This window comes from Mycolicibacterium canariasense, from assembly GCF_002101555.1.
In the GTDB taxonomy this organism is placed as follows: domain Bacteria; phylum Actinomycetota; class Actinomycetes; order Mycobacteriales; family Mycobacteriaceae; genus Mycobacterium; species Mycobacterium canariasense.
The window spans coordinates 41,616-67,384 of record NZ_LQOL01000029.1 but is presented as its reverse complement, the minus strand read 5'-3'; the positions used below and the strand labels follow the sequence as shown (position 1 = coordinate 67,384).

At 70.1% G+C, this 25,769-nt stretch carries 24 protein-coding genes; 18 read left to right on the top strand and 6 right to left on the bottom strand.

The features are described from left to right. Nucleotides 1-7 precede the first annotated feature (7 nt). The 7 genes from AWB94_RS04770 to AWB94_RS04740 all read left to right on the top strand — a co-directional run bounded on the left by AWB94_RS04770 (nt 8) and on the right by AWB94_RS04740 (nt 6,762). On the top strand, nt 8-1,909 hold the full coding sequence (locus tag AWB94_RS04770) for a propionyl-CoA synthetase (protein WP_062659929.1): 1,902 nt from the start codon (nt 8-10) through the stop codon (nt 1,907-1,909). 189 nt (nt 1,910-2,098) lie between these two features. Then, on the top strand, nt 2,099-2,542 hold the full coding sequence (gene rplM, locus AWB94_RS04765) for a 50S ribosomal protein L13 (RefSeq protein WP_024455524.1): 444 nt from the start codon (nt 2,099-2,101) through the stop codon (nt 2,540-2,542). Nucleotides 2,543-2,619: 77 nt separating this feature from the next. Beyond that, complete coding sequence (rpsI, locus tag AWB94_RS04760; protein WP_109762656.1) at nt 2,620-3,063, top strand: 30S ribosomal protein S9; 444 nt, start codon at nt 2,620-2,622, stop codon at nt 3,061-3,063. A gap of 98 nt (nt 3,064-3,161) precedes the next feature. Beyond that, nucleotides 3,162-4,496 carry a phosphoglucosamine mutase gene (gene glmM / locus AWB94_RS04755; RefSeq protein ID WP_062659977.1) on the top strand — a complete coding sequence of 445 codons (1,335 nt, stop codon included), beginning with the start codon at nt 3,162-3,164 and terminating at the stop codon, nt 4,494-4,496. A 50-nt stretch (nt 4,497-4,546) separates the two neighbouring features. Further along, nucleotides 4,547-4,843 carry a type VII secretion target gene (locus AWB94_RS04750; protein ID WP_062659928.1) on the top strand — a complete coding sequence of 99 codons (297 nt, stop codon included), beginning with the start codon at nt 4,547-4,549 and terminating at the stop codon, nt 4,841-4,843. Continuing rightward, entirely contained in the window at nt 4,840-6,081 is a 1,242-nt protein-coding gene (locus AWB94_RS04745; protein ID WP_062659927.1) for a hypothetical protein, read from the top strand. Before AWB94_RS04750 ends, AWB94_RS04745 begins: the two co-directional genes overlap by 4 nt. A gap of 66 nt (nt 6,082-6,147) precedes the next feature. Continuing rightward, the gene (locus AWB94_RS04740; RefSeq protein WP_062659926.1) at nt 6,148-6,762 is read left to right on the top strand and encodes a TetR/AcrR family transcriptional regulator; all 615 of its coding nucleotides are present in this window, start codon (nt 6,148-6,150) and stop codon (nt 6,760-6,762) included. Here AWB94_RS04740 and AWB94_RS04735 read toward each other — a convergent pair. Both AWB94_RS04735 and AWB94_RS04730 read right to left on the bottom strand, forming a co-directional pair. Beyond that, the gene (locus tag AWB94_RS04735; RefSeq protein WP_062659925.1) at nt 6,759-8,111 is read right to left on the bottom strand and encodes a DEAD/DEAH box helicase; all 1,353 of its coding nucleotides are present in this window, start codon (nt 8,109-8,111) and stop codon (nt 6,759-6,761) included. The two genes, AWB94_RS04740 and AWB94_RS04735, sit on opposite strands and share 4 nt — an antisense overlap. A 392-nt stretch (nt 8,112-8,503) precedes the next feature. Further along, nucleotides 8,504-9,346 (bottom strand): dienelactone hydrolase family protein, encoded by an 843-nt coding sequence (locus AWB94_RS04730; RefSeq protein ID WP_062659924.1) that lies wholly within the window; start codon nt 9,344-9,346, stop codon nt 8,504-8,506. A 71-nt stretch (nt 9,347-9,417) separates the two neighbouring features. On the opposite strand from AWB94_RS04730, the gene glmS reads away from it, so the two are divergent. Continuing rightward, entirely contained in the window at nt 9,418-11,289 is a 1,872-nt protein-coding gene (gene glmS / locus AWB94_RS04725) for a glutamine--fructose-6-phosphate transaminase (isomerizing) (RefSeq protein ID WP_062659923.1), read from the top strand. A gap of 12 nt (nt 11,290-11,301) precedes the next feature. Next, nucleotides 11,302-12,183 carry an alpha/beta fold hydrolase gene (locus AWB94_RS04720; protein WP_062659922.1) on the top strand — a complete coding sequence of 294 codons (882 nt, stop codon included), beginning with the start codon at nt 11,302-11,304 and terminating at the stop codon, nt 12,181-12,183. A 72-nt stretch (nt 12,184-12,255) separates the two neighbouring features. On the opposite strand, the gene AWB94_RS04715 is transcribed toward AWB94_RS04720, so the two are convergent. Both AWB94_RS04715 and AWB94_RS04710 read right to left on the bottom strand, forming a co-directional pair. After that, nucleotides 12,256-13,014: a DeoR/GlpR family DNA-binding transcription regulator gene (locus AWB94_RS04715; RefSeq protein ID WP_084395531.1), complete on the bottom strand. Its 759-nt coding sequence runs from the start codon at nt 13,012-13,014 to the stop codon at nt 12,256-12,258. An 11-nt stretch (nt 13,015-13,025) separates the two neighbouring features. After that, nucleotides 13,026-15,023, bottom strand: coding sequence for a PTS mannitol transporter subunit IICBA (locus tag AWB94_RS04710; protein WP_062659920.1), 1,998 nt, complete (start codon nt 15,021-15,023; stop codon nt 13,026-13,028). Between the two features lie 188 nt (nt 15,024-15,211). On the opposite strand from AWB94_RS04710, the gene AWB94_RS04705 reads away from it, so the two are divergent. Then, the gene (locus AWB94_RS04705; RefSeq protein ID WP_062659919.1) at nt 15,212-16,297 is read left to right on the top strand and encodes a zinc-dependent dehydrogenase; all 1,086 of its coding nucleotides are present in this window, start codon (nt 15,212-15,214) and stop codon (nt 16,295-16,297) included. On the opposite strand, the gene AWB94_RS04700 is transcribed toward AWB94_RS04705, so the two are convergent. After that, nucleotides 16,298-16,672, bottom strand: coding sequence for a hypothetical protein (locus AWB94_RS04700; RefSeq protein ID WP_062659918.1), 375 nt, complete (start codon nt 16,670-16,672; stop codon nt 16,298-16,300). A 111-nt stretch (nt 16,673-16,783) separates the two neighbouring features. Between AWB94_RS04700 and AWB94_RS04695 the strand changes: the two genes are divergently transcribed. The 8 genes from AWB94_RS04695 to tsaD all read left to right on the top strand — a co-directional run bounded on the left by AWB94_RS04695 (nt 16,784) and on the right by tsaD (nt 24,500). Further along, nucleotides 16,784-18,193 (top strand): NAD(P)H-hydrate dehydratase, encoded by a 1,410-nt coding sequence (locus AWB94_RS04695; protein WP_062659917.1) that lies wholly within the window; start codon nt 16,784-16,786, stop codon nt 18,191-18,193. Nucleotides 18,194-18,204: 11 nt separating this feature from the next. Further along, complete coding sequence (gene gad, locus AWB94_RS04690) at nt 18,205-19,587, top strand: glutamate decarboxylase (RefSeq protein WP_062659916.1); 1,383 nt, start codon at nt 18,205-18,207, stop codon at nt 19,585-19,587. A gap of 89 nt (nt 19,588-19,676) precedes the next feature. Further along, a complete protein-coding gene (gene alr, locus AWB94_RS04685; protein ID WP_062659976.1) occupies nt 19,677-20,831 on the top strand; it encodes an alanine racemase in 1,155 nt (384 codons plus the stop codon). A gap of 5 nt (nt 20,832-20,836) precedes the next feature. Then, nucleotides 20,837-21,952: an alpha/beta fold hydrolase gene (locus AWB94_RS04680; protein WP_062659915.1), complete on the top strand. Its 1,116-nt coding sequence runs from the start codon at nt 20,837-20,839 to the stop codon at nt 21,950-21,952. After that, entirely contained in the window at nt 21,945-22,409 is a 465-nt protein-coding gene (gene tsaE, locus AWB94_RS04675) for a tRNA (adenosine(37)-N6)-threonylcarbamoyltransferase complex ATPase subunit type 1 TsaE (RefSeq protein ID WP_062659914.1), read from the top strand. Before AWB94_RS04680 ends, tsaE begins: the two co-directional genes overlap by 8 nt. Further along, nucleotides 22,406-23,038, top strand: coding sequence for a tRNA (adenosine(37)-N6)-threonylcarbamoyltransferase complex dimerization subunit type 1 TsaB (gene tsaB, locus AWB94_RS04670; RefSeq protein ID WP_062659975.1), 633 nt, complete (start codon nt 22,406-22,408; stop codon nt 23,036-23,038). Before tsaE ends, tsaB begins: the two co-directional genes overlap by 4 nt. Further along, the gene (gene rimI, locus AWB94_RS04665) at nt 23,035-23,484 is read left to right on the top strand and encodes a ribosomal protein S18-alanine N-acetyltransferase (RefSeq protein ID WP_062659913.1); all 450 of its coding nucleotides are present in this window, start codon (nt 23,035-23,037) and stop codon (nt 23,482-23,484) included. Before tsaB ends, rimI begins: the two co-directional genes overlap by 4 nt. Next, nucleotides 23,481-24,500, top strand: coding sequence for a tRNA (adenosine(37)-N6)-threonylcarbamoyltransferase complex transferase subunit TsaD (gene tsaD / locus AWB94_RS04660; protein ID WP_062659912.1), 1,020 nt, complete (start codon nt 23,481-23,483; stop codon nt 24,498-24,500). Before rimI ends, tsaD begins: the two co-directional genes overlap by 4 nt. Here tsaD and AWB94_RS04655 read toward each other — a convergent pair. Then, on the bottom strand, nt 24,497-25,708 hold the full coding sequence (locus AWB94_RS04655) for an HNH endonuclease signature motif containing protein (RefSeq protein WP_062659911.1): 1,212 nt from the start codon (nt 25,706-25,708) through the stop codon (nt 24,497-24,499). The genes tsaD and AWB94_RS04655 overlap by 4 nt on opposite strands. Between the last annotated feature and the right edge of the window lie 61 nt (nt 25,709-25,769).

Below are 25,769 nucleotides of genomic sequence, written 5' to 3'. Positions count from 1 at the left end.
ACAACCGATGGAGGTGTTGCCCACCGTGGGCGATTACAGGGAGCTCTACCAGGCCAGCATCAAGGGGCCGGCCGCCTTCTGGGCGCAGGCCGCCGATGCGGTGACGTGGAGCCGCACCCCCGAGCGCGTGCTCGACGACACCAACCCGCCGTTCTACCGCTGGTTCCCCGACGGCGAGCTGAACACCTGCGTCAACGCCCTGGATCGGCACGTGGCGGATGGCCGCGCCGAGCAGGCGGCGCTGATCTACGACTCCCCGGTCACAGGGGCCAAACGCACCTACACCTACCGCGAGTTGCTGGACGAGGTGGCACGTTTCGCGGGCGTGCTGCACGGTCTCGGCGTGCGCAAGGGCGACCGGGTGGTCATCTACATGCCGATGATCCCGGAGGCGGTCATCTCGATGCTGGCCTGCGCCCGGATCGGCGCGGTGCACTCGGTGGTGTTCGGCGGGTTCGCCGCCCACGAACTGGCCGCGCGTATCGACGACGCCCGACCCGCGGTCGTCGTCTCCGCGTCGTGCGGCATCGAACCGTCACGCACCGTCGCCTACAAGCCGATGCTGGATGCCGCGCTGGAGGCGTCGGCCCATCCGCCCGCACACTGCGTCATCGTGCAGCGCGACCAGGCGCCGTGCGAGCTGGTGACCGGCCGCGATGTGGACTGGCACGAGGCGATGCGCACCGCCACGGCGCAGGACGCGGTCCCCGTCGCCGCCACCGATCCGCTGTATGTGCTCTACACCTCGGGCACCACCGGTAAGCCGAAGGGTGTGGTGCGCGACAACGGCGGTCACGCGGTGGCCTTGTTGTGGAGCATGCGGCACATCTACGACATGGCGCCCGGCGAGGTGTTCTGGGCGGCCTCCGACGTCGGCTGGGTGGTCGGGCACTCCTACATCGTCTACGGGCCGTTGCTGCTGGGCGCCACCACCGTGCTCTACGAGGGCAAACCGGTCGGCACCCCCGATCCCGGCGCGTTCTGGCGGGTGATCGACGAGCACCGGGTGAAGGTGCTGTTCACCGCTCCGACGGCGATCCGCGCGATCCGCAAGGAGGACCCGGACGGCGCCTACCTGGCGCGCTACGACCTGTCCACGCTGGCCCACCTGTTCCTGGCCGGTGAACGGCTGGACCCCGACACGTATCACTGGGCGGTGCGCAAGCTCGGCATCCCGGTGGTGGACCACTGGTGGCAGACCGAGACCGGCTGGGCCATCGCCGCCAACCCCGTCGGGGTCGAGACGTTGGCGTTCAAAGCCGGGTCGCCGACCGTGCCGATGCCCGGCTACGACGTGCAGATCCTGACCGCCGACGGGGTGCCGTGCGGCCCGGGGGAGGAGGGCGCCGTGTGCATCCGCATGCCGTTGCCGCCGGGGACCCTGCCCACCCTGTGGGGTGACGACGTCCGCTACGAGGCCTCCTACTTGACCGAATACCCCGGCTACTACCTGACCGGCGACGGCGGCTACCTCGACGAGGACGGATACCTGTTCGTCATGGGCCGCATCGACGACGTGATCAACGTGGCCGGGCACCGGTTCTCCACGGGCGCGATCGAGGCGGTGCTGGCTACCCATCCGTCGGTGGCCGAATGCGCGGTCATCGGGGTGGCCGACGAGATCAAGGGGCAGGTGCCGCGCGGACTGGTGGTGCTCAAGGCCAACGCGGCGGCGCAGGCGTCGGCCGACGCCCTGGCCGAGGAGCTGATCGCCCTGGTCCGTAACGAGATCGGCGCCGTGGCCAGCTTCAAATCGGTCGACGTCGTGCCCGCACTGCCCAAGACCCGGTCGGGCAAGATCCTGCGCAAGGCCATGCGCGGTATCGCGCACGGCAAGGACGAGCCGCTGCCGTCGACCATCGAGGACCCGGCGGTGCTACACGCGCTGCGCCCGATCCTGGCGCCCTGAGCCGGGCCGTTCCGCGCCCACGCTCGCGTTGGGCGTTTTGACCTGCGGTGACGGTGCCCGGTAAGCTGCTCCGTTGGTGTGCGCCGCCCCCAGTCGGGGAGGTGGTTCCCAGGTCAACGTCGGTCGCTGGGATTCCGACGGGCGCACACCGGACCGGCAACACCAACCCGAGAAGAGAAGGTAGGGACTGTGCCTACATACACGCCGAAGGCGGGTGACACCACGCGTCAGTGGTACGTCATCGACGCCCAGGACGTGGTGCTCGGCCGGCTCGCCGTGGAAGCAGCCAAGCTGCTCCGTGGCAAGCACAAGCCGACATTCACGCCCAATGTCGACGGTGGCGATTTCGTCATCGTCATCAACGCCGAGAAGGTCGCCGTCAGCGGCGACAAGCTCAACAACAAGTTCGCCTACCGCCACTCGGGTTACCCGGGCGGTCTGCGTAAGCGCACCATCGGCGAGCTGCTGGAGAAGCACCCGACCCGCGTCGTCGAGAACGCGATCGTCGGCATGCTGCCGCACAACAAGCTGAGCCGTCAGATCCAGAAGAAGCTGAAGGTGTACGCCGGCCCGGAGCATCCGCACGCCGCGCAGCAGCCGGTTCCGTTCGAAATCAAGCAGGTGGCGCAGTGACCGAAGTGACCGGAACCGAGTCCGAAGTGACCGAAGAGGTTTTCGAAGAGGCCCCCGAGACCGGTGAGACCACCGAGATCTACGAGGAGGCTGTCGTCGCCGAAGAGGCCGCTCCGCGCGAGCCTATCTACATCGACCGCCCGATCCAGACCGTCGGCCGCCGCAAGGAAGCCGTGGTCCGCGTTCGCCTGGTGCCCGGCACCGGCCAGTTCCACCTGGACGGCCGCACGTTGGAGAACTACTTCCCCAACAAGGTGCACCAGCAGCTGATCAAGGCCCCGCTGGTCACCGTGGACCGTGTCGACCAGTTCGACATCTACGCCCACCTCGACGGTGGCGGCCCGTCCGGCCAGGCCGGCGCGCTGCGCCTGGCCATCGCCAGGGCGCTGATCCTGGTCCAGCCCGAGGACCGTCCGGCGCTGAAGAAGGCCGGCTTCCTCACCCGGGACCCGCGTGCCATCGAGCGCAAGAAGTACGGTCTCAAGAAGGCCCGTAAGGCGCCTCAGTACAGCAAGCGCTGATCGTTTCTGCTCGAGGGCGGGCGTGTCGCAGTATGGACACGCCCGCCTTCGGCATTTCATGGAAGAGTGCAGCCGCACGCGAGGAGGACCACACGAAGATGCGCCGACTGTTCGGGACCGACGGAGTGCGCGGTGTCGCCAATCGCGAGCTGACCGCCGAACTGGCGCTGGCGCTGGGGTCGGCGACAGCCCGGCTCGGCAACCTCGACCCCGCACGCCGCCGGATCGCCGTCGTCGGCCGGGACCCGCGGGCCAGCGGAGAGATGCTCGAAGCCGCGGTCATCGCGGGCCTGACCGCCGAGGGTGTCGACGCCCTGCGGGTCGGTGTGCTGCCCACCCCCGCGGTGGCCTATCTGACCAACGCCTACGACGCCGACTTCGGTGTGATGATCTCGGCGTCGCACAACGCCATGCCGGACAACGGCATCAAGATATTCGGCCCCGGTGGGCACAAGCTCGACGACGCCACCGAGGACCGCATCGAGGAACTGGTGAACGCCGGCCCCGGTGCCCGGCCGCTCGGCGCCGGTATCGGACGGGTGGTCGACGCCGGTGACGCATTGGAGCGCTACCTGCGGCACGTGCAGAAGGCCGTCAGCACCCCGCTGGACGGCCTGACCGTCGTCGTCGACTGCGCCAACGGCGCCGCGTTCCAGGCCGCGCCCCGTGCCTACCGGGCCGCGGGTGCCACGGTGATCGCGCTGCACGCCGAACCCGACGGCCTCAACATCAACGACCGCTGCGGGTCCACCCACATGGACACCCTGCGCCACGCGGTGCTCGCCCACCACGCCGATCTCGGCCTGGCCCATGACGGCGACGCCGACCGCTGCCTGGCCGTCGACGCCCGCGGTGAGATCGTCGACGGCGACGCCATCATGGTCATGCTCGCGCTGGCCATGCAGGACGCCGGCGAACTGGCGTCGAACACCCTGGTGACCACCGTGATGAGCAATCTGGGATTGCACCTGGCCATGCGCGCGGCCGGAATCGAGGTGCGTACCACCGCGGTCGGTGACCGCTACGTCCTGGAAGAGCTGCGCAACGGCGAGTTCTCCCTGGGCGGTGAGCAATCAGGTCACATCGTGCTGCCCGCGTTCGGCACCACCGGCGACGGGATCGTCACCGGGCTGCGGTTGATGTCGCGGATGGCCCAGACCCGGGCCACCCTGGCCGAGCTCTCCCACCCCATGCAGACGTTGCCGCAGGTGCTGATCAACGTCGCGGTGACCGACAAGGCCACGGTGGCCCAGGCGCCGTCGGTGCGGACGGCGGTGGCTGCGGCCGAGGCCGAACTCGGTGACACCGGGCGAATCCTGTTGCGTCCGTCGGGAACCGAACAGGTGGTGCGGGTGATGGTGGAAGCCGCCGACGAGGACACCGCCCGCCAGCTGGCCGTCCGGGTCGCCGAATCGGTGAGCGGCCAGAAGTAATCCGGCCCCGCCAGGGAACCGATCCGGTGCCCGCTGCGTCCTAATCAAGCATGGGATACACGCGTATCGACACCGGCGCGGTGCTCGACGCCGCACACCGCTATGACACCGCCGCCGAACTGCTCGACACGGCGCTGCACTCGCATCTGGCGCGGCTGAGCTTCGACGGGTCCCGCGCCGGGCGGTCCTATGCGGACTCCGGTGACGCGGTCCGGCTCGCGGTCGAACGCAGCTGCGCCGCGCTGGCCGATTGGTCGCGCGCGGCGCGGGAGATCGCCGTCCTGCTGCGCACGTCGGTGCAGAACTACGCCGACGCCGACAGCCGCGCGGCGGGCCGGCTGCGATGACCGGTCAGGACGTCGACGGAGCGCTCGCCCGGGGTGTGCCGGCCGTCGAGGTGCTCACCGACTACGTCGCGGCCTGTCGCGCGCTCGGCCATCCCACCGCGGAACCCGGACAACTGCACGACGCGTACACCGCCGAGGACGGGATGGACCTGGGTGCGCTGGATGCCGACTGCGCGGCGGTCACGGCGGCCTTGGGCGCGGTGGACGAGGCGGTCCGGTTGCAGGACGCCGCGCGGGCGGCGCTGGCCGGCGCGTGGCAGGGCCCGGGTGCCGACGCGGCGGCCGCGGCCGTCGGGCAACACGCGCAGTCCTCGGCGCTGGCGGAGGCCACGCTGCGCCGGGTCGCCGACACCCTGGGCCACTTGCGGGACACCCTGTGGCAATTGGTGAGCGGCAAGGTGGCCGCCGTCCAGGACATCGAGGACCGCGCCGAACGGGAACAGTGGTGGCCGGCCGCACGGGCCGTGGCCACCGGCGCAGGCGCCCAGGACACCGCCAGCGAGATCGTCGACGGGAAGGTCAACCCGTTCGTGGCGGTCGCGATCGGCTCCGAATGGGACGATGTCATGCAGTCCACTCGGCGCTCGGTCCGCGACGCATACGATGCCGCGGCCGCGGGCATCTCGGCCGATCCACCGGGGTTCGGTGTGCCGGCTGCGGCGACGACCCCCGCCGCCGTCGCAGCCGCACCCAGCCCTGACCCGGCCCCCGTGCCGGCGCCCGCGGCCGAACCGCTGTCCGCCGCGCTGCCGGCGAGCGGTCTGGGATCGGGACTGGCCGGATCGGGAATGTCGCCGGGCGGAACCGGTTTGACGGGCATCGGGCAACAGATCGCGGATCTCATCGACGGGCTGTTGAACACCGCTTCGGACTCACCGGCCGGTGATCCGCTGGACCTCGACGAGCCGGATGTCGGCGAGCCGGACGAGGACCGGGCCGGTCCCGGTGACGAACCCGACGAGCCCGATGAGGAGGACGACGAAAAGGCCGCAGACGGCGATGCCGTCGGCGACGGTGAGCAGGAGCCGACCGAAGAGGAAGGGGAGCCGGCCGCCGGCGCGGTGGACGGGGCCGAACCCGCTGCCGCACAAACAGTTCCGCCGACTCCCACACCGGTACCCGAACCGGTCCCGGCCGCTCCGGCGCCGCTGACCGCCCCGGTACCCGAACACGTCCCGGAGCCACCGCGCACGCCGTGCGAGATCGCGGCCGACGAACTGCCGCAAGCCGGCGACTGAGCGGCCCGCCTCGGCGCACGGCTAGGCTCGGCTCGGTTGCGGAACCAGAGCGGGGGTGGCGGCGCAGTGCGGGAGGCTGTCGACGGGTGTCCTCGCCGTCCGCGGGGCAGGCCCCGGCTGGCCATCGACCGGCAGGCAGTCGCCGACGCGGTGGCCGAGTTGTACACCGCGGGCGGGCATGAGGCCGTCACGATCGTCGGCACCGCCGAGATCCTGGGCGTCTCGCGGGCGACGTTGTACCGCACGGTGGCCAGCAAGGACGAACTCATCGAGATCCTGTTCGACCGAAGTGCCGCCGACCTGTCCGAGCGCATCAAGGCCGCCATCGGGAGCGCCGACGACCCGGCCGCGCGGTTGACGGCGATGATCGCGGTGCATGCCGACGCCGCGGTCCGGATGCGCGGCTACCTCGACCTCGTCGTCGGCGGCGTCGGGTTACCGCCCGATATGCACCGGCGCTGGCGAACCTGGAGCCGGCAGATCGAGAGGCGCTGGATCGCCGTGGTCGGCGACTGCATGGCCGGCAACCATCTCGAGGCGGGCGATCCCGAGCTGACCACGCGGCTGATCCTGGGCATGGTGGTGTCGGCGGCGCGGTGGTCGGTTCCCCGGGACAAGACCACCGGCGACGCCATCGCCGCGGCGACCGTCGGATTGATCGGCCTGGCCCGCCAGGGCTAGCGGTGCTGCCCGGCGGCGCCGCGTCGGGCACGGTTGCCGCCCGAAGAACCATGACCGCTGCGACCGGCATTGGCGCCGGAGCGGTTTCCCCGCCGGCCCGACCGCTGCCCCGGCTGGCGACCGGGTTGCTGCGGCGCCCGCGTCGCGGCCGGCTCCGCACCGGCCAGCACGAGCGGACCGCTGAAAGTCCGCTCGCCGGGGGCGATCTCCTGCAGCACCGGGTGCGAGGTGCCGCTGAACTTGGTGATGGTCGGCTTGATGCCGGCTTTGCGGGTCAGCCCCCGCACGTCGGACACCTGGTCGTCGAGCATCAGCGTCACGACGGTGCCGTCGTTGCCGGCGCGGGCGGTGCGGCCCGACCGGTGCAGGTAGGCCTTGTGCTCCACCGGCGGGTCGGCGTGCACCACCAGGCTCACGTCGTCGACGTGGATGCCGCGGGCGGCGATATCGGTGGCGACGAGCACGGTGGCCGAACCCTCGGAGAAGGCGGCCAGGTTACGGGTCCTGGCGTTCTGGGACAGGTTGCCGTGCAACTCGACCGCCGGGACGCCACGCGAATTCAACTTGCGGGCAAGGCCTTTGGCGCCGTACTTGGTGCGGGCGAACACGATGGTGCGGCCGGGCGCGGCGGCCAGGTCGGTCAGCACGTCGAACCGGGCCGCGCCGTCGACATGCAGCACATGGTGCGACATCGCCGTCACCGGTGACTGCTCGGAATCGACGCTGTGCACCACCGGGTCGTGCAGGTAGCGGTCCACCAGCACGTCGATCCCGTTGTCGAGGGTGGCCGAGAACAGCAGTCGCTGACCGTCCTTGGGCGTGCGGTCCAGCAGGCGCTTGACCGGTGGAAGGAAGCCCAGGTCGGCCATGTGGTCGGCCTCGTCGAGCACGGTGATCTGCACACCGGACAGGTCGGCGTGGCCGGACTTGACGTGGTCCTCCAGCCGGCCGGGGCAGGCGATGACGATGTCGAGGCCATTGCGCAGCTTGTCGATCTGCGGATTGGCGCTGACGCCGCCGAAGACGGTGGCCGACCGCAGGCCGGTCGCCTGCGCCAGCGGGGCCAGCGAGGCCTCGATCTGGGTGACCAGCTCGCGGGTCGGGGCCAGGATCAGTGCGCGGAAAGCCTTGGGGCGCCGCGGTGCCGGGTTGGCGGCCAGCCGGCTCACCATGGGCAGCAGGAACGCGTAGGTCTTACCCGATCCGGTGCGGCCGCGGCCCAGCACATCTCGGCCCGCCAGCGAATCCGGCAGTGTCGCAGCCTGAATCGGGAACGGGGTGGTGATGCCGTTGGCGGCAAGGGCGTTGACGACGGCTTCGGGCAGGCCGAGCTCGGCGAACGTGGACACGGATGAACTCCAGAGGTCGTGTGTGGTCGTCCTGCCCGGCGCGGTGGTTTCCGCGGCGCTCGGTGTGACGATCGAAGGAACTCGACCTTCGCCTGCGCGATTCCGGCGAAGCGAAGCGGCAAAAGGCAGAACAGACGATGCCGCTGGGGAAAGCCTACCGAAAGAGGCGCCGCGTGTCCCAATCGTGAGGCGTGCGTCACGTCCGAGCCGGCCGCGGTTCGGCCGGGGGTTCCGGTCCGGCACATCGGCTCGCGCCGCCGGCGCCGTGTAATCCCGTTGCCCGGCAACCGCTTTCGCATCGGTTTGTGCGGTTTCGTCCGCGACACGCCGCCGGGTGCGGATGAAACGGCACAACGGCGAGCACTCCAGCCCCTGAGCAGGGCTCCGGCACTTCAGCCCTTGAGCAGGGCGGCGACCTTGTCCTCAAGGGTCGGTGGGACGGCGTCCGGGTCGGGTGCGACGGTCTTGGGCAGCGTGACCGCCGGGTCGGCGAAATCCCGGTAGGCCTTGTCACCGGCGAGCACGAACAACAGATAGCCGGTCAGCAGCGCCCGCACCGCCTTCTGGGTGCCCTTGTCGGCGCCGGGCAGGCCCACCGCCCTGCCCAGTCGCCTGCCCTCGGCGAGCCCGCCGGGTTCGGCCTTGGCGACCGTGCGGGTGGTGGCGGAGGTCCAGGCAGCAGACAGGGCGTCGGCATTGGACCGGATGCCGGTGCCGTCCGACGGTGCCCGCAGGATCAGCCCGGGCAGCGTCAGACCGGCGGCCGGCTGTTCGGCCGGTGGACTGGACACCGCGGGGAATACCGCTGCCGCTGCCGCCAGCCTGTTCCGCATCCCGGCCGCGGCGAAGACGGCCGCCGAACCGCCGAAACCATGACCGGCGACGCCCAGCTTGCCGGGATGGACGCTGATCTTGCCCGAGCCCAGCCGAACCCCGGCGATGATGTCCAGTGTGGTGCCCAGGTCGACGGCGGCGTTGAGCACGGACGGGGCCAGCGACTTCTCGGTGTCGGGCGCCGCGGCGACGATGCCCCAGGAGGCGAGGTGCTCCAGCGTGCCCGCGTAGCGAGCGGCGCCGGTCAGCCAATCGTGTCCGAACGCGACGCCGGGCAGCCCCAGCCCGGCCTCCGGGGTGTACACCACCCCGGGCAGGCCGGCGAAGGCCAGGTCGCCGCGGAGTACGCGATGCGGGCCGCGCCTGGTCAGCGCTGCGAACAGTTTCTTCGTGCCGGCCACGGGATGACCCTAGCGCGCGGCACCGGCCGCGCGCCCGGGGCAGGCCCGGCGCTGCACTACCCTGGGTAACCATGTGTGGAATCGTCGGCTACGTCGGACGGCGCCCCGCCTGCGAGATCGTGGTCGATGCGCTGCGCCGGATGGAGTACCGGGGGTACGACTCCTCGGGGGTCGCCCTGCTCGACGGCGACGGCGGGCTCGTGGTGCGGCGCCGCGCCGGTCGGTTGGCCAACCTGGAAGAAGCGGTCACAGAAGCCCGGGCGAGCGACCCGGCCGCGTTGTCCGGCACCACCGGCATGGGCCATACCCGCTGGGCCACCCACGGTCGGCCCACCGACCGCAACGCGCACCCGCACCGCGACGCCAGCGGCAAGTTCGCCGTGGTGCACAACGGCATCATCGAGAACTTCGCGGCGCTGCGCGCCGAACTGGAGGCCGGCGGTGTCGAGTTCGCCAGTGACACCGACTCCGAGGTGGCGGTGCACCTGGTGGCCCAGGCGCACCGCAGCGGCGCGACCGCGGGTGACTTCGTGGCCTCCGTACTGGCGGTGCTGCGGCGGCTGGAGGGGCATTTCACCCTGGTGTTCGCCAGCGCCGACGATCCGGGCACCATCGTCGCCGCGCGCCGGTCCACCCCGCTGGTGGTGGGGGTGGGCGACGGCGAGATGTTCGTCGGCTCCGATGTCGCCGCCTTCATCGAGCACACCCGCGACGCCGTCGAACTGGGCCAGGACCAGGCCGTCGTCATCACCGCCGACGGGTACAAGGTCACCGACTTCGCCGGCGAAGACGCGCCCGCCAGGGAATTCCACATCGACTGGGACCTGTCCGCCGCGGAGAAGGGCGGCTACGACTACTTCATGCTCAAGGAGATCGCCGAACAGCCCGCCGCGGTGTCCGACACCCTGCTCGGTCACTTCGTCGACGGCCGCATCGTGCTCGACGAGCAGCGGCTCTCCGACCAGGAGCTGCGCGACGTCGACAAGGTCTTCATCGTCGCGTGTGGCACCGCGTACCACTCCGGCCTGCTGGCCAAGTACGCCATCGAGCACTGGACCCGGCTGCCGGTCGAGGTCGAACTCGCCAGCGAGTTCCGGTACCGCGACCCGGTGCTGGACCGCAGCACCCTGGTGATCGCCATCTCGCAGTCCGGTGAGACGGCCGACACGCTGGAGGCCGTGCGGCACGCCAAGGAGCAGAAGGCCAAGGTGCTGGCCATCTGCAACACCAACGGCAGCCAGATTCCGCGGGAAGCCGACGCGGTGCTCTACACCCGGGCCGGGCCGGAGATCGGGGTGGCCTCCACCAAGACCTTCCTGGCCCAGGTGGCGGCGAATTACCTTGTCGGACTTGCCCTTGCGCAGGCGCGAGGCACCAAGTACCCCGACGAGGTGGCCCGCGAGTACCACGATCTGGAGGCGATGGCCGACCGGGTGGCCCGGGTGCTCACGTGCATGGAGCCGGTGACCGAACTGGCGCACCGGTTCGCGCAGTCCTCCGCGGTGCTGTTCCTGGGCCGCCACGTCGGCTACCCGGTGGCGCTGGAGGGCGCGCTCAAGCTCAAGGAGCTGGCCTACATGCACGCCGAGGGGTTCGCCGCCGGTGAGCTCAAGCACGGGCCGATCGCGCTGATCGAGGACGACCTGCCGGTCATCGTGGTGATGCCGTCGCCGAAGAACTCGGCCACCCTGCACGCCAAGCTGCTCAGCAACATCCGGGAGATCCAGGCCCGCGGCGCCGTCACCATCGTCATCGCCGAAGAGGGTGACGACATGGTGGCCCCGTACGCCGATCACCTGATCGAGATCCCGGCGGTGTCAACGCTTTACCAGCCGTTGCTGTCGACGATCCCGATGCAGGTTTTCGCCGCCGGGGTGGCCCGGGCGCGTGGCTACGACGTGGACAAGCCGCGCAACCTGGCCAAGTCGGTGACGGTCGAGTAGCAGCTGGCCGGGGTGGGTGCAGTAGGCCGCTGGCGCAGCGAGTCGGCCCGCGCCCACTACCTGCGCGCGTACGACACCGCGATGGCAGCGCTGCCGCGCGCCGGTGAGACGTTCGACGTACCAACCACGTTCGGTACGGTGCGGGCCTACCGTTTCGGCGGACCGGGCGGACGTCCGGTACTGCTGCTGCCCGGCCGCAATGCGTCCACACCCATGTGGGCGGACAATCTGCCGGGCCTGCTCGCGCGGCGGACCGTGTACTGCGTGGACCTGCTCGGCGAGCCGGGACTGTCCGTGCAACGCCTGCCGCTGACCGGGCCGGGGGACCAGGCGTGGTGGTTCGGTGAGCTGCTCGCCGGTCTCGGGCTGGATTCCGTGCACCTGCTGGGGGTGTCGTTCGGCGGCTGGAGTGCGGCCAACTACGCCATGCACCAGCCGGCCCGGGTGGCCTCGCTGACGCTGCTCGATCCGGTGCTGACGTTCGCGCCCATACCGTTTCGCACGATGGTGGCCTTCGCACCGATGGGTCTGGCCGGGACGCCGGAATGGCTGCGCCGCCGGATCCTGCGCTGGCTCACCGGCGGTGCCGCGGTCGACGAGGACAACCCGGTGGCCACGCTCATCGCCGCCGGGACCGCCGATTTCGAGCTGCACCAGCCGCCGCCCACCAGGTTCAGCCGCACGCAGTTGGCCGCGCTGGACGTGCCGGTGCTGGCGCTGATCGCCGGGCGCAGCGTCATCCACGACGGCCGCCGCGCTGCGGACACCGCCCGCATGACGTTGCGGCACGGTCAGGTGGAACTGTGGGCGTCGGCGTCCCACGCCATCACCGGGGAGTTCCCCGACGAGATCGCGGCGCGGGCGCACCGGTTCTGGGACGGCGTCGACCGGTGATCCTCCGCGTGCGTGCGTCCTGATACGCCCGGGCCGGCGAGGTGCGGACGAAACCGCACAAACACGCGTCGTTCAGACCCGGATGACGTTGGGCCCCAACGCCTCGTAGCGGTGCGCCTCGGTGGCCGCGAGCTCGGATCCGGTGACGATCGATGCGAAATCCGACACGTCGGCGAACCGGCAGAAACTGGTCTGGCCGAATTTCGAATGGGCGGCGACCAGGATGCGCCGGTCTGCCACCGCCACCGCGGTCTGCTTGACCGCCGCCACCGCAGGGTCCGGCGTGGTCAGTCCGTGCTCGACGGTGATCCCGTTGGTACCCAGATACGCCACGTCGATCACCAGGGTGCGCAGCCGCTCCACCGCCCAATGATCCACCGTGGCAAGCGTTCGCCCGCGCATCCGGCCGCCGAGGAGCAGCACGGTGACGGTGTCGCTGTGCGCGAGCGCCTCGGCGGCCAGCAGCGAGGACGTCACCACCGTCAGCTCCCGCCCGGAGATCTTCTCGGCGATCAACCGGGGCGTGAACCCCTCGTCGAGATACACGGTTTCGGCACCGTGCAGCAGGTCCGCGGCCGCCCCGGCGATCCGGTGTTTCTGCGCCAGATCGACCTGGCTGCGGTATTCGACGGTGGATTCGAAGACCGCCGTCTCCAGCGGGACGGCGCCGCCGTGCACCCGCTTGAGCAGCCGGCGCCCGGCCAGAACCTTCAGATCGCGGCGGATGGTCTCGGACGCGACGGCCAGCTCCTCGGCCAGCGGTTGCACCTCGACCCGACCCCTGGTCCTGGCGAACTCGACGATGCGGCTCTGGCGGGTCTCTGAATCCACGGCTGACATTGTTACTCGGCGGCGCTGAGCACCGCCCGGATCTGCTCGGCGGAGTCGGCCGCACGAAGCTTGGCCACCCGCTCCTTGTCCAGGAACACATGGGCGATCCGGGTGAGCAGGGCCATGTGGTCGTCACCGGCGCCGGCGATGCCGACGACGAACTCGGCGGGCTTGCCGTTCCAGTCGATCGGATCGGGATAGCGGACGAACGAGATCCCGGTCTTGCGGATGGCGCCCTTGGCCTCGTTGGTGCCGTGCGGGATGGCCAGGCCGTTGCCCATGTAGGTGGACACCGATTGCTCGCGCTCGTGCATCGCGTCGACGTAGGACGGGTCGACCGCGCCGGCCGCCACCAACAGCTGCCCGGCCTCGGTGATGGCGTCGTGAGCGTTGCCCGCCGAACCGTTGAGCACGATCGACTCGAGCCCGAACACGTCGTGGCCGGCCTCGGTGGGCCCGTCGGGCTTTTCCGAAGTGTCCGAAGCGGCGGCGGTGGTGGTGCCGGTGCCGTTGGTCTGCTGCAGCAACTCCACGATCTCGTCGTAGCGCGGCGTGCTCATGAAATCGTCGACCGACACGTGGATGGCCGACGCCGTCCGCTGCCGGGCCCGCTCGGTCAGGTCGCGGTGGGTGACCACCAGCCCGTAGGTGTCGGTCAGGTTGGCGATCGATTGGTTGGTCACCTTGACGTCCCCGAAGCCCGCCGCCTGCACCTTCTTGCGCAACACCGAGGCACCCATCGCCGAGGACCCCATCCCGGCGTCGCAGGCGAATACGATGTTGCTGATCCGCCCGGGGTCGGCGCCGGTCAGTGCGGCCGCCACGCTGGAGCGTTTGCCCTTGAGAGCCTCCATCTCGGCGGTCGCGGCCGCCAGATCCGGCTCGTCGGTGCTGCGGTCGGTCTTGAGCAGCACGGCCGCCACGGCGAACGACACCCCGGTGGAGGCGAGCACGGCCAGCGTCACCCCGAGGAAGCTGCTGGCCGGCGTCTGGGCGTAGATCGCGATGATCGAACCGGGCGCGGCCGGGGCCCGCAGCCCCGAACCGAACAGCACATTGATGAAGACGCCGGTCATGCCGCCGAGGATGGTGGCCACGATCAGCTTCGGCTTCATCAGCACGTACGGGAAGTAGATCTCGTGGATACCGCCGAAGAATTGGATGATCGCCGCGCCCGGCGCCGACGCGCGCGCCGCGCCGCGGCCGAACACCATGAAGGCCAGCAGGACGCCGAGGCCAGGGCCGGGGTTGGTCTCGAGCAGGAACAGGATGGACTTGCCGGTCTCCAGTGCCTGGGTGGTGCCCAGCGGAGTCAGCACGCCGTGGTTGATGGCGTTGTTCAGGAACAACACCTTGGCCGGCTCGATGAGCAGCGATGTCAGGGGCAGCAGGTCGTTGTCGACCAGGAAGTTCACCGCGTTGCCCGCGCCCTTGGTGAACGCTTCGACGATCGGCCCGATGCCGAAGAACCCGAAGACGGCCAACAGCAGCCCGAGGATGCCGGCCGAGAAGTTGTCCACCAGCATCTCGAAGCCGGGCCGGATCTTGCCCTCCCACAGCGCATCCAGTCTCTTCATGCAGTAACCGCCGAGCGGGCCCATGATCATGGCGCCCATGAACATCGGCACGTCGGCACCGGTGACCACGCCCATGGTGGCGATCGCGCCGACCACCGCACCGCGGTTGCCGTGCACCATCCGCCCACCGGTGTAGCCGATGAGGATCGGCAGCAGGTAGGTGATCATCGGGCCGACGATTCCGGCGCCGTCGAAGTCACCCCAGCCGCCGATTCTGGCGACCCAGCCACTGGGATCCTGCAGGGTGTGGAAGATGCCGGTGAGCCAGCCGGCCTTGATGAACAGGGCGGTGATCAGGCCCCAGGCGATGAACGCGCCGATATTCGGCATGACCATGTTCGACAGTGCGGTGCCCAATTTCTGCACCCGCACGCGCGCGCCGCCGCGCGGTGTCCCGCCGGACGGCGCTGCAGGGGTTTCGACCAGGGACATGCTGACCTCCGGGTTGTCTCGGTGCCTGCCGGCGCGTGGGTGACGCCGGTCACATGCTGCAAGTTAACCGCACAACCGGGCATGATTGCAAGCAATCAGACGCAAATGGGCACAAAAATGTGTGGAGTTATGACCGTTTTCCGGTTAGAGTCGATTCAGCATGTAACCCCCGACACAGGAGGACCGTCATGAAAGCCCTGCGCTACTACGCGCCTGAGGACGTCCGCCTGGAGGACGTGCCGGAACCGCAGTGCGGGCCCGACGAGGTCAAGATCCGGGTGCGCAACTGCTCCACCTGCGGCACCGATGTCAAGATCCTGCACAACGGGCACCAGAACCTGACGCCGCCGCGCACCCTCGGCCATGAGGTCGCCGGTGAGATCGTGGAGGTCGGCGCCGATGTCAACGCGACCTACGGCAGCCAGTGGCAGGCCGGCGACCGGGTGCAGGTCATCGCCGCCGTGCCGTGCGGCGAATGCCACGAGTGTCGCAAGGGCTGGATGGCGGTGTGCCAGAACCAGACGTCGATCGGCTACCAGTACGACGGCGGGTTCGCCGAATACATGATCGTGCCCCGCCAGGTGCTCAAAGTCGATGGGCTGAACCGGATTCCGGACAACGTCGGCTACGACGAGGCCTCGGCCGCCGAACCGTTCGCCTGCGCCATCAACGCCCAGGACCTGCTCGGCATCGAAGAGGGGGACACCGTCGTGGTGTTCGGAGCCGGGCCGATCGGCTGTATGCACATCCGCATCGCCCGCGGCGTGCACAAGTGCGGACCCGTGTACCTGGTGGACGTGAACGCCCCCCGACTGCAGATGTCCGCCGACGCGGTGTCCCCGGACGAGGTGATCAACGGTGCCGAGGTGGACGTCGTGGCCCGCGTCATGGAGCTGACCGGCGGACGCGGCGCCGACGTCGTCATCACCGCCACCGCCGCCAACATCACCCAGGAACAGGCCATCGCGATGGCGGCCCGCAACGGCCGGATCTCGTTCTTCGGCGGCCTGCCGAAGACCAACCCGACCATCACCTGCGACTCCAACGTCGTGCACTACCGCCAGTTGCACATCCACGGCGCCAACGGCTCGGCGCCGATCCACAACAAGCGTGCCCTGCAGTACATCTCGACCGGCCAGGTGCCGGTCAAGGACCTCATCACCCGGCACATCCCGATCGACAACGTCCTGGACGCGTTCGACATCGTCCAGAAGGGCGAGGCGATCAAGGTCACCGTCGAGCCGAGCACGGTGGCCGTCGGCGCCGCCGGTTAGTCAGCCGCCCACCGCCGTCAGATAGCCGGCCAGGGCCAGCACGCACGCCACCCCGCACAAGACCATCGTGCCGAGCGCCCATGGCCATCCCCGCGCCCGGCGCACCAGCGCCACGACGGTCACCACGGTCCCGGCGACGGCGAGCAGTGCCGCCACACCGAAGCCCGTCATCGCCGCGGTCACGCCGGCGTCGATATCGCAGGTGGCCGGCGGGCAGTAGTCGGTGAACGCCATCATGAACACGCCCAGCACGGCGGCCGTGCTGCCGCCGGCATAGGTCAGTACCAGCAGGGTGACGGACACCCCGAGGTCGATACCCGAACGCGGCGGCCGCACCGGCGGGGGCGCCGGGTTCGGCGAGTAGCCGTACGTCATGAGCGGTGACTCTAGCCCGGCGATGCGACGCGCGCGGCCGTGATTGGACCCGCACAATCGCCGCGACGCGTAACGTGTTGGCGCGCGGTCAAATCGAGCGGACGGGAGCCGATGCGCCACTACTACACCGCAGATGCGATCCGAGCCGCCGAGGCGCCGTTGCTGGCAGCCCTGCCCGACGGTGTACTCATGCGGCGTGCCGCCTACGGGCTGGCCTCGGCGATCGCGCGGGAATTGCGCGCCCGCTCCGGTGCGGTGTGCGGCCGGCGGGTGTGCGCCGTGGTCGGCTCCGGCGACAACGGCGGTGACGCCCTGTGGGCAGCCACCTTCCTGCGCCGCCGCGGTGTCGCGGCCACCGCCGTGCTGCTCAACCCACAGCACACCCACCCCGCGGCGCTGGCAGCATTCCGCCGGGCCGGCGGGCGCACCGTCGACGAGATCCCGGCGGCGACGGATCTGGTGATCGACGGGGTCGTCGGCATCTCCGGCCGGGGCCCGCTGCGCCCCGCCGCGGCCGAGGTCTTCGGTGCCAGCGCCGCACCGGTGGTCGCCGTCGACATCCCCAGTGGTGTCGATGTACACACCGGGGCCGCCGACGGGCCCCATGTCACGGCCGCGCTGACCGTGACGTTCGGCGGCTACAAACCCGTACATGCGCTCGGCGAATGCGGTCGCGTCGAACTCGTCGACATCGGTCTGGAACTGCCGCCCAGCGCGGTGCGCGGACTCGAGGCCGCCGACGTCGCCGCGCGGTGGCCGGTGCCGGGGCCGCACGACGACAAGTACACCCAGGGGGTGACCGGCATCCTGGCCGGCTCGGCCACCTATCCGGGGGCGGCCATCCTGTGCACCGGTGCGGCCGTGGCCGCCACCTCGGGAATGGTGCGCTACGCCGGTAGCGCAGCCGCGAACGTGGTGACCCGCTGGCCCGAGGTGGTGGCCGCGCCCCGGCCCGAAGCCGCCGGCCGGGTGCAATCGTGGGTCGTCGGGCCGGGGCTGGGTACCGACGAATCCGCCACCGAGGCGTTGCGTTTCGCGCTGGCCACCGAGCTGCCGGTGATCGTCGACGCCGACGCGTTGACGCTGCTGGCCGGTCAACCAGAGCTGGTGGAAAGGCGTTCCGCACCAACCGTTCTCACCCCGCACGCCGGGGAGTATCAACGGGTGGCCGGCCATCCCGTCGGGCCGGACCGGGTCGCCGCGGCGCGTGAGCTGGCCGAGCGGCTCGGCGCCACCGTGCTGCTCAAGGGCAACGTCACCGTCATCACCGACGGCGAGACCACCTATCTCAACCCCGCGGGCCAATCCTGGGCTGCGACAGCGGGATCCGGCGATGTGCTGTCCGGGATCATCGGCGCGTTGCTGGCTTCCGGCCTGCCGCCCACCGAGGCCGCCGGGATGGCGGCGTACGTGCATGCGCGCGCCGCCGGATTGTCCGCCGCCGACCCCGGACCGCGCGCGGTGCCGACGTCGGCGGAAGGCATTCTGGCCCATCTTCGTTCATCCGTCGCGCAACTCTAGAAGGGACCCCCATGCCAGCACGGCACACGCCAGGACCGTCCATCTCACCGGCCTACACCGGTCGGTTGTCCACCGACCCGGTGCCGTCACTGCGGCTGCCTGACGATTCGATGGAGGCCGAGGCGGCCTACCGCTTCATCCACGACGAGCTGATGCTCGACGGCAGCTCCCGGCTGAACCTGGCCACCTTCGTCACCACGTGGATGGAACCCGAGGCCGACAAGCTGATGGCCGAGACGTTCGACAAGAACATGATCGACAAGGACGAATACCCGGCCACCGCGGCCATCGAGTCGCGCTGTGTGGCCATGGTGGCCGACCTGTTCCACGCCGAGGACCTGCGCGACGACGACCCGGCCACGGCGGTCGGGGTGTCCACCATCGGTTCCAGCGAGGCCGTCATGCTGGCCGGGCTGGCGCTGAAGTGGCGGTGGCGGGACAAGGTCGGCAAAGACTGGAAGACCCGCACCCCCAACCTGGTGCTGGGCTCCAACGTGCAGGTGGTCTGGGAGAAGTTCTGCCGGTACTTCGACGTCGAACCGCGCTACCTGCCGATGGCGCGGGACCGCTACGTCATCACGCCCGAGCAGGTGGTCGCGGCCGTCGACGAGGACACCATCGGTGTGGTCGGCATCCTGGGTACCACCTTCACCGGCGAGTTGGAGCCGATCGCCGAGATCTGCGCGGCGCTGGACACGCTCGCCGCGGCCGGCGGTGTCGATGTTCCCGTGCACGTGGACGCGGCCAGCGGCGGCTTCGTGGTGCCGTTCCTGCATCCGGACCTGCAATGGGATTTCCGGCTGCCGCGGGTGGTTTCGATCAACGTCAGCGGCCACAAGTACGGGCTGACCTATCCCGGTATCGGATTCGTGGTGTGGCGCAACAAGGACCACCTGCCCGAGGACCTGGTGTTCCGGGTCAACTACCTCGGCGGCGACATGCCCACCTTCACCTTGAACTTCTCCCGGCCGGGGAATCAGGTGGTGGGCCAGTATTACAACTTCCTGCGGCTGGGCCGTGCCGGATACACCCAGGTGATGCAGTGCCTGTCGCAGACCGCGCGGTGGCTGGGCGATCAACTGCGGGCCAGTGAGCATTTCGAGGTGATCACCGACGGGTCGGCCATCCCGGTGATCAGTTTCCGGCTCAAGGGCGAACCGGGCTACACCGAGTTCGACCTCTCGCACGCGCTGCGCGCCTACGGCTGGCAGGTGCCGGCGTACACCATGCCCGAGGGCGCCGAGGACGTCACCGTGCTGCGGGTGGTGGTCCGGGAAGGCTTCTCGGCCGACTTGGCCCGCGCGCTCAAGGAGGACACCATCACCGCCCTGCGGCATCTCGACGAGCTCAAGCCCAACGGCCACTTCGACGAGGTGCAACCGTTCGCGCACTGAAACTGTGACGGTGTGCCGTGTGACGTGGGCATGTGATCGGCATCTCCGCCGATCCTCGCAAACCGGCCCACGTTCGCGGGCATGCGAAAATGGTGGCGATGCAGACAACCGATGTTCTCGGCGCACAGGCCCTCATCGATCTCGATGCGGTCGCCCACAACGTGGGCGTTCTGCGGGAGCACGCCGGGTCCGCCGAGGTGATGGCGGTGGTCAAGGCCGACGGATACGGGCATGGCGCGACGCCGGTGGCCAGGGCGGCGCTGGCCGCGGGGGCCGCAGAGCTCGGGGTGGCCACCGTCGACGAAGCGCTCGCCCTGCGCCACGACGGCATCAGCGCACCGATCCTGTCCTGGCTGCACGCGCCCGGCACCGATTTCGGGCCGGCGGTGGCCGCCGACGTTCAGATCGCGGTGTCCTCGCTGACACAGATCGAGGACGTGCTGGACGCGGTACGGCGCACCGGGGTGCCCGCGGTGGCGACCCTGAAGGTCGACACCGGGATGACCCGCAACGGGGTGGCCGCCGCCGACCTGCCGGCGGTGCTGACCGCGCTGGGCCGCGGAGCCGCCGACGGTGCGCTGCGACTGCGCGGCATCATGAGCCACCTGGCCAACGGCGACGACCCGGCCCACCCGGAGGCCACCGACCGGCAGGCCGAGCGCTTCGACGCCATGCGCGCCACGGCGCGCGCGGCCGGGGTCGACTTCGAGATTGCGCACCTGTGCAGCTCGCCGGGCGCGATGACGCGCCACGACCTGGCCTACGACATGATCCGGCCCGGTATCGCGCTGTACGGCCAGAGCCCCATCCCCGCACTCGGTGCCATGGGGTTGCGGCCCGCGATGACCCTGAAATGCCCTGTCGCACTGATCCGTTCCGTACCGGCCGGGGAAGGCGTGTCGTACGGGCACACCTGGGTGGCACCGCACGACACCACGCTGGCGTTGCTGCCCATCGGCTACGCCGACGGCGTGTACCGCCCGCTCAGCGGCCGGCTCGAGGTGCTGATCAACGGCCGCCGCCGGCCCAACGTCGGCCGGATCTGCATGGACCAATTCGTCGTCGACCTCGGTCCCGGCGCGCCCGACGTGACCGTCGGTGACGAGGCGATCCTGTTCGGCCCCGGGGACAACGGGGAACCCACGGCGCAGGATTGGGCCGATCTGCTGGGCACCATCAACTACGAGGTGGTCACCAGCCCGCGCGGCCGCGTCACCCGGGTCTACAAGGGCGAGGCGGGCTGACCCCGGTGACCGACGACGATGCTCGGCCGCACCCGGACCGGGGCACGGTGCCCTGGCTGGCCGGCCTCGCCGGACTGGCGGCGGTCGGCTCGGTGGCCGGGGTGTCGGTCGCGCGGTCGGTGGGCCGGCGGGTCGGCGCTGACGACCCGTACGCGGACGAGGATTTCGAACTTCTGCACGCCGATCGCAGCGCGGTGGTCACCACGCCCGACGGCGTGCCGCTCGCGGTGCGTGAGGTGGGCCCGCCCGACGCGCGGCTGACGGTGGTGTTCGCCCACGGGTTCTGTCTGCGTATGGGCGCGTTCCACTTTCAGCGGGCGCGGCTGGCGCAGCAGTGGGGCGATCAGGTGCGGATGGTGTTCTACGACCAGCGCGGCCACGGGCTGTCCGGGGATGCCCCGCAGGACACCTTCACCGTGCCGCAGCTGGGGCAGGATCTGGAATCGGTGTTGGCGGTGATGGCCCCGCGCGGGCCCGTCGTGCTGGTCGGCCACTCCATGGGTGGCATGACGGTGTTGTCGCACGCCCGCCAATTCCCGAAGCAGTACGGCGGCCGGATCGTCGGTGTTGCGCTGATAGCCTCTGCCGCCGAAGGGGTTTCGCGCTCACCATTGGGTGAGATCCTGAAGAACCCGGCCCTTGAGGCGGCCAGGTTCGCCGTCCGGTACGCGCCGACGGTGGTCAACCGTGGCCGCGGTGCCGCGCGCTCGATGCTGGGGCCGGTGCTGCGCGCCGCGTCGTACGGTGACGAGAAGGTCAGTCGCAGTGTCGTGGCGTTCTCCCAGCGGATGATGCACGAAACCGCGATGACCACCATGGTCGGTTTCCTGCACGCGCTGGAGGTGCATGACGAGCGGGCGGCGTTGACGACGCTGGCCAAGATCCCGACGCTGATCGCCTGCGGTGACCATGATCTGCTTACCCCGATGGAGTACTCGCAGGAGATGGCGATGGCACTGCCGAAGTCGGAGCTGGTGATCGTCGAGGGCGCCGGTCACCTGGTGCAGTTGGAGCAGCCCGAGGTGATCGACGACGCGCTGGTGCGCCTGGTGGAGCGGGCCACCCCGTCGAGGCTGGTCGCGCTGACCCGGCGGCTGAAGGAGCGGGCCTGGTATGGCTGAGCGGGAGGACGGCACCGCGGCGCTGGCCACCGAAGCCGACACCATCGCGCTCGGGGTGCGGCTGGGGGCGCAGTTGCGTGCGGGTGACGTGGTGGTGCTGGCTGGGCCGCTGGGTGCCGGGAAGACGGTGCTGGCCAGGGGAATAGCCCGGGCCATGGATGTCGATGGGCCGGTCACCTCGCCCACGTACGTGTTGGCCCGGGTGCATCCGGCCCGCCGAGCCGGCGCGCCCGCGTTGATCCACGTGGATGTCTACCGGCTGCTGGATCAGACCGATGACATTCTGGGCGAACTGGATTCGCTGGATCTGGACACCGACCTGGAGGATGCGGTGGTGGTGGTCGAATGGGGTGAAGGGCTGGCCGAGCGGTTGTCCGACAACCATCTGGACATCCGGTTGGAGCGCGACGCCGACACCGACACCCGCACCGCGACGTGGCAGTGGAGCAGGGCATGACTCTGGTCCTGGCCATCGACACCGCCACGCCTGCCGTCACCGCCGGCGTCGTCCTCGTCGGCGACGAGGACACGACCTTGGCCGAGCGGATCACCGTCGACGCCCGCGCGCATGCCGAATGCCTGACCCCGAATGTGCTTGCCGCCCTTGCCGACAGCGGCAGATCGATGGCCGACCTGGAGGCCGTGGTGGTCGGGTGTGGTCCGGGCCCGTTCACCGGCCTGCGGGTGGGAATGGCCACCGCGGCGGCCTACGGTCATGCGCTGGGCATCCCGGTGTTCGGGGTGTGCAGCCTGGACGCCATCGGCCGGGCGACCCGCGGCGAGGTGCTGGTGGTCACCGACGCCCGGCGTCGTGAGGTCTATTGGGCGCGGTACCGCGACGGTGTGCGCGTCGCGGGCCCGGAGGTCCATGCCGCCGCGGACGTGCCCGTCGACGGGCTCGACGCGGTGGCCGCTTCCCCTGCGCACGCCGCCGCTTTCGGTCTACCGGTGATCGGCCCCGAGTACCCGTCGTCGGCCGAACTCGCTGCGGTGGTGGCGGATTGGACTGTCGAACCCGAGCCGCTGGTACCGCTGTACCTGCGCCGCCCGGACGCCAAGTCGCTGGCCGAACGGGGTTTGGCGTGACGGTGATCGACGCGCTGACCCCGCTGGATGCGGATCGCTGCGCCGAGCTCGAAGCCCAACTGTTCGCCGGTGACGATCCGTGGCCGCCGTCGGCATTCCTCCTGGCCCTGGAGGCCAAACACAACCATTACGTGGCCGCGCGCGACGGCGGCCGGCTGGTGGGCTATGCCGGCATCGCCCGGCTGGGCCGGATCCCGCCCTTCGAGTACGAGGTGCACACCATCGGTGTGGACCCGGACTACCAGGGCAACGGGATCGGCAGGATGCTGCTGGCCGATCTGCTGGACTTCGCCGATCGGGGTGTGGTGTTCCTGGAGGTGCGCACCGACAACGACGCGGCGATCAACCTCTACGAGAGCGTCGGTTTCGTCACCGTGGGATTGCGCAAGCGGTACTACAAGGTCAGCGGCGCCGACGCCTACACCATGAAGCGAGATCCCAGATGATCGTGTTGGCCATCGAAAGTTCCTGTGACGAAACGGGAGTCGGTATTGCCCGGCTGGCGGACGGCACGGTCACGCTGCTGGCTGACGAAGTCGCCTCCAGTGTCGACGAGCATGCCCGCTTCGGTGGCGTGGTGCCCGAGATCGCGTCCCGCGCGCATCTGGAATCGCTCGGCCCGACCATGCGCCGGGCGCTGGAAACCGCCGGGGTGAGCCGGCCCGATGTGGTGGCCGCGACCATCGGACCCGGCCTGGCCGGCGCGCTGCTGGTCGGCGTCGCTGCGGCCAAGGCGTACGCGGCAGCCTGGGGTGTGCCCTTCTATGCGGTGAACCACCTGGGCGGGCATCTGGCCGCCGACGTGTACGACCACGGCCCGCTGCCGGAATGCGTCGGTCTGCTGGTGTCCGGCGGGCACACCGAGCTGCTGCACGTGCGCTCGCTGGGGGAACCGATCGTGGAACTGGGCAGCACGGTCGACGACGCTGCGGGGGAGGCCTATGACAAGGTGGCCCGACTGCTGGGCCTGGGCTACCCGGGCGGGCGGCCCTTGGACGAGTTGGCCCGCACCGGTGACCCGGCGGCGATCGTGTTCCCGCGCGGGATGACCGGACCGCGCGATGATCCGTATACCTTCAGTTTCTCCGGCCTGAAGACAGCGGTGGCTCGCTACCTGGAGCGCAATGCCGATTTTTCGGCCGCGGATGTGGCGGCCGGGTTCCAGGAGTCGGTCGCCGACGTGCTGACCGCGAAGGCGGTGCGGGCGGCCACCGATCTGGGGGTGTCGACACTGCTGATCGCCGGCGGGGTCGCCGCGAATTCGCGGGTCCGGGAGCTGGCCGAAGAACGCTGTGCGGCAGCCGGTTTGACGCTGCGCGTGCCGCGGCCGCGGCTGTGCACCGACAACGGTGCCATGATCGCGTCGTTCGCCGCGCATCTGATCGATGCCGGGGCGCCGCCGTCCTCGCTGGCCGTAGCCAGCGATCCGGGCCTGCCGGTGGTCAAGGGGCAGGTGGCCTAGTTGACCGACGGTGGTGGCTGCGGTTGGAACGGGTTGTACCACCACCATTGGGCGCGTTCCCCGGTCGGGCCTTTGTAGGGGTTGACGCTTGGTGGCGGGGTGGTCGGGGGGTGTGCGAGTGATCCGCGGTGCAGTGGTTGTCCGTCGGTGTCGGTGACGGCGAGCTGGTGGGCGGGGCCGGTGATGGTGATCTGGCCGCGGTGATGCATGCGGTGATGCCGTGGGCACAGCAGGACCAGGTTGTCCAGGTCGGTGGGTCCGCCGTCCTCCCAATGGACGATGTGATGGGCGTGCAGTCCCCGACTGGCGGCGCAGCCGGGGACCACGCAGTGCCGGTCGCGGTGTTCCAGGGCGCGGCGCAGCCGGCGGCTGATGGTGCGGGTGGACCGTCCGGCCCCGATCGGGCGGCCGTGGCGCTCGAACCAGACTTCGCAGGTGGCGTCACAGAGCAGGTAGTTGCGTTCCTGGTCGGTGAGGATCGGCCCGAGGTGCAGGGCGGCGGGCCGGTCGACGTCGACGTGCACGATGACGGTGGTGTGCTGGCCGTGTGGGCGGGCTGCGGCGTCGGTGTCCCAGCCGGCTTCGACCAGGCTCATGAACGCGTCCACCCGGGTCGGAAAATCCGTACCGTCGTCGGCGGCGTGTTCGGCGATCAGCGCGTCGTGACGGGATTGCACGGCGGCGTCGAGTTTGGCGGCGTCGAGCCGCGGCAGCGTGATCCGATAGGTGGTGTACTCGCCGTGCTCGGTCTTGGTGATCTGCGGCTCAGGTTCGGGCTTGCCTTTCGGCTGCGGGCGGGGCGCGAAATTGATCGCGGTGCGCAGCTGGCTGACGGTGGCCGAAAGGGCGAGTTCGGCGTAGTGCTCATCGGATCCGTCGGCGGCGCGTTCGGCGATCACCCCGACCTGATCCAGTGAGAGCTTGCCCTCCCGCATGCCTTCGGCGCAGCGGGGAAAGTCGTCGAGGCGGTGCGCGACGGCGACCATGACCTCGGCGTTGCGTTCGGACATGCCCGTCTTCCATGCCACCAGTGCGTTGATGGAGCGCGCGCCCGTCATGCCGCCCAGTTCGTCACGGTCGATCTCGGCGATGATCTCGACCAACCGGCTGTCGATGGCGTTGCGCTGGCCCATCAGCTCGGCGACCTCACCGAACAGCACCTCCAGGCGCTCCTTCGGAGACGCCAAAGATGCTGCGGTGGTGGACATATCGACATTATTGCAGTGGGGTCCGACAAGTCGGGACCATGGCGGCGGCCCCTGGGTTAGG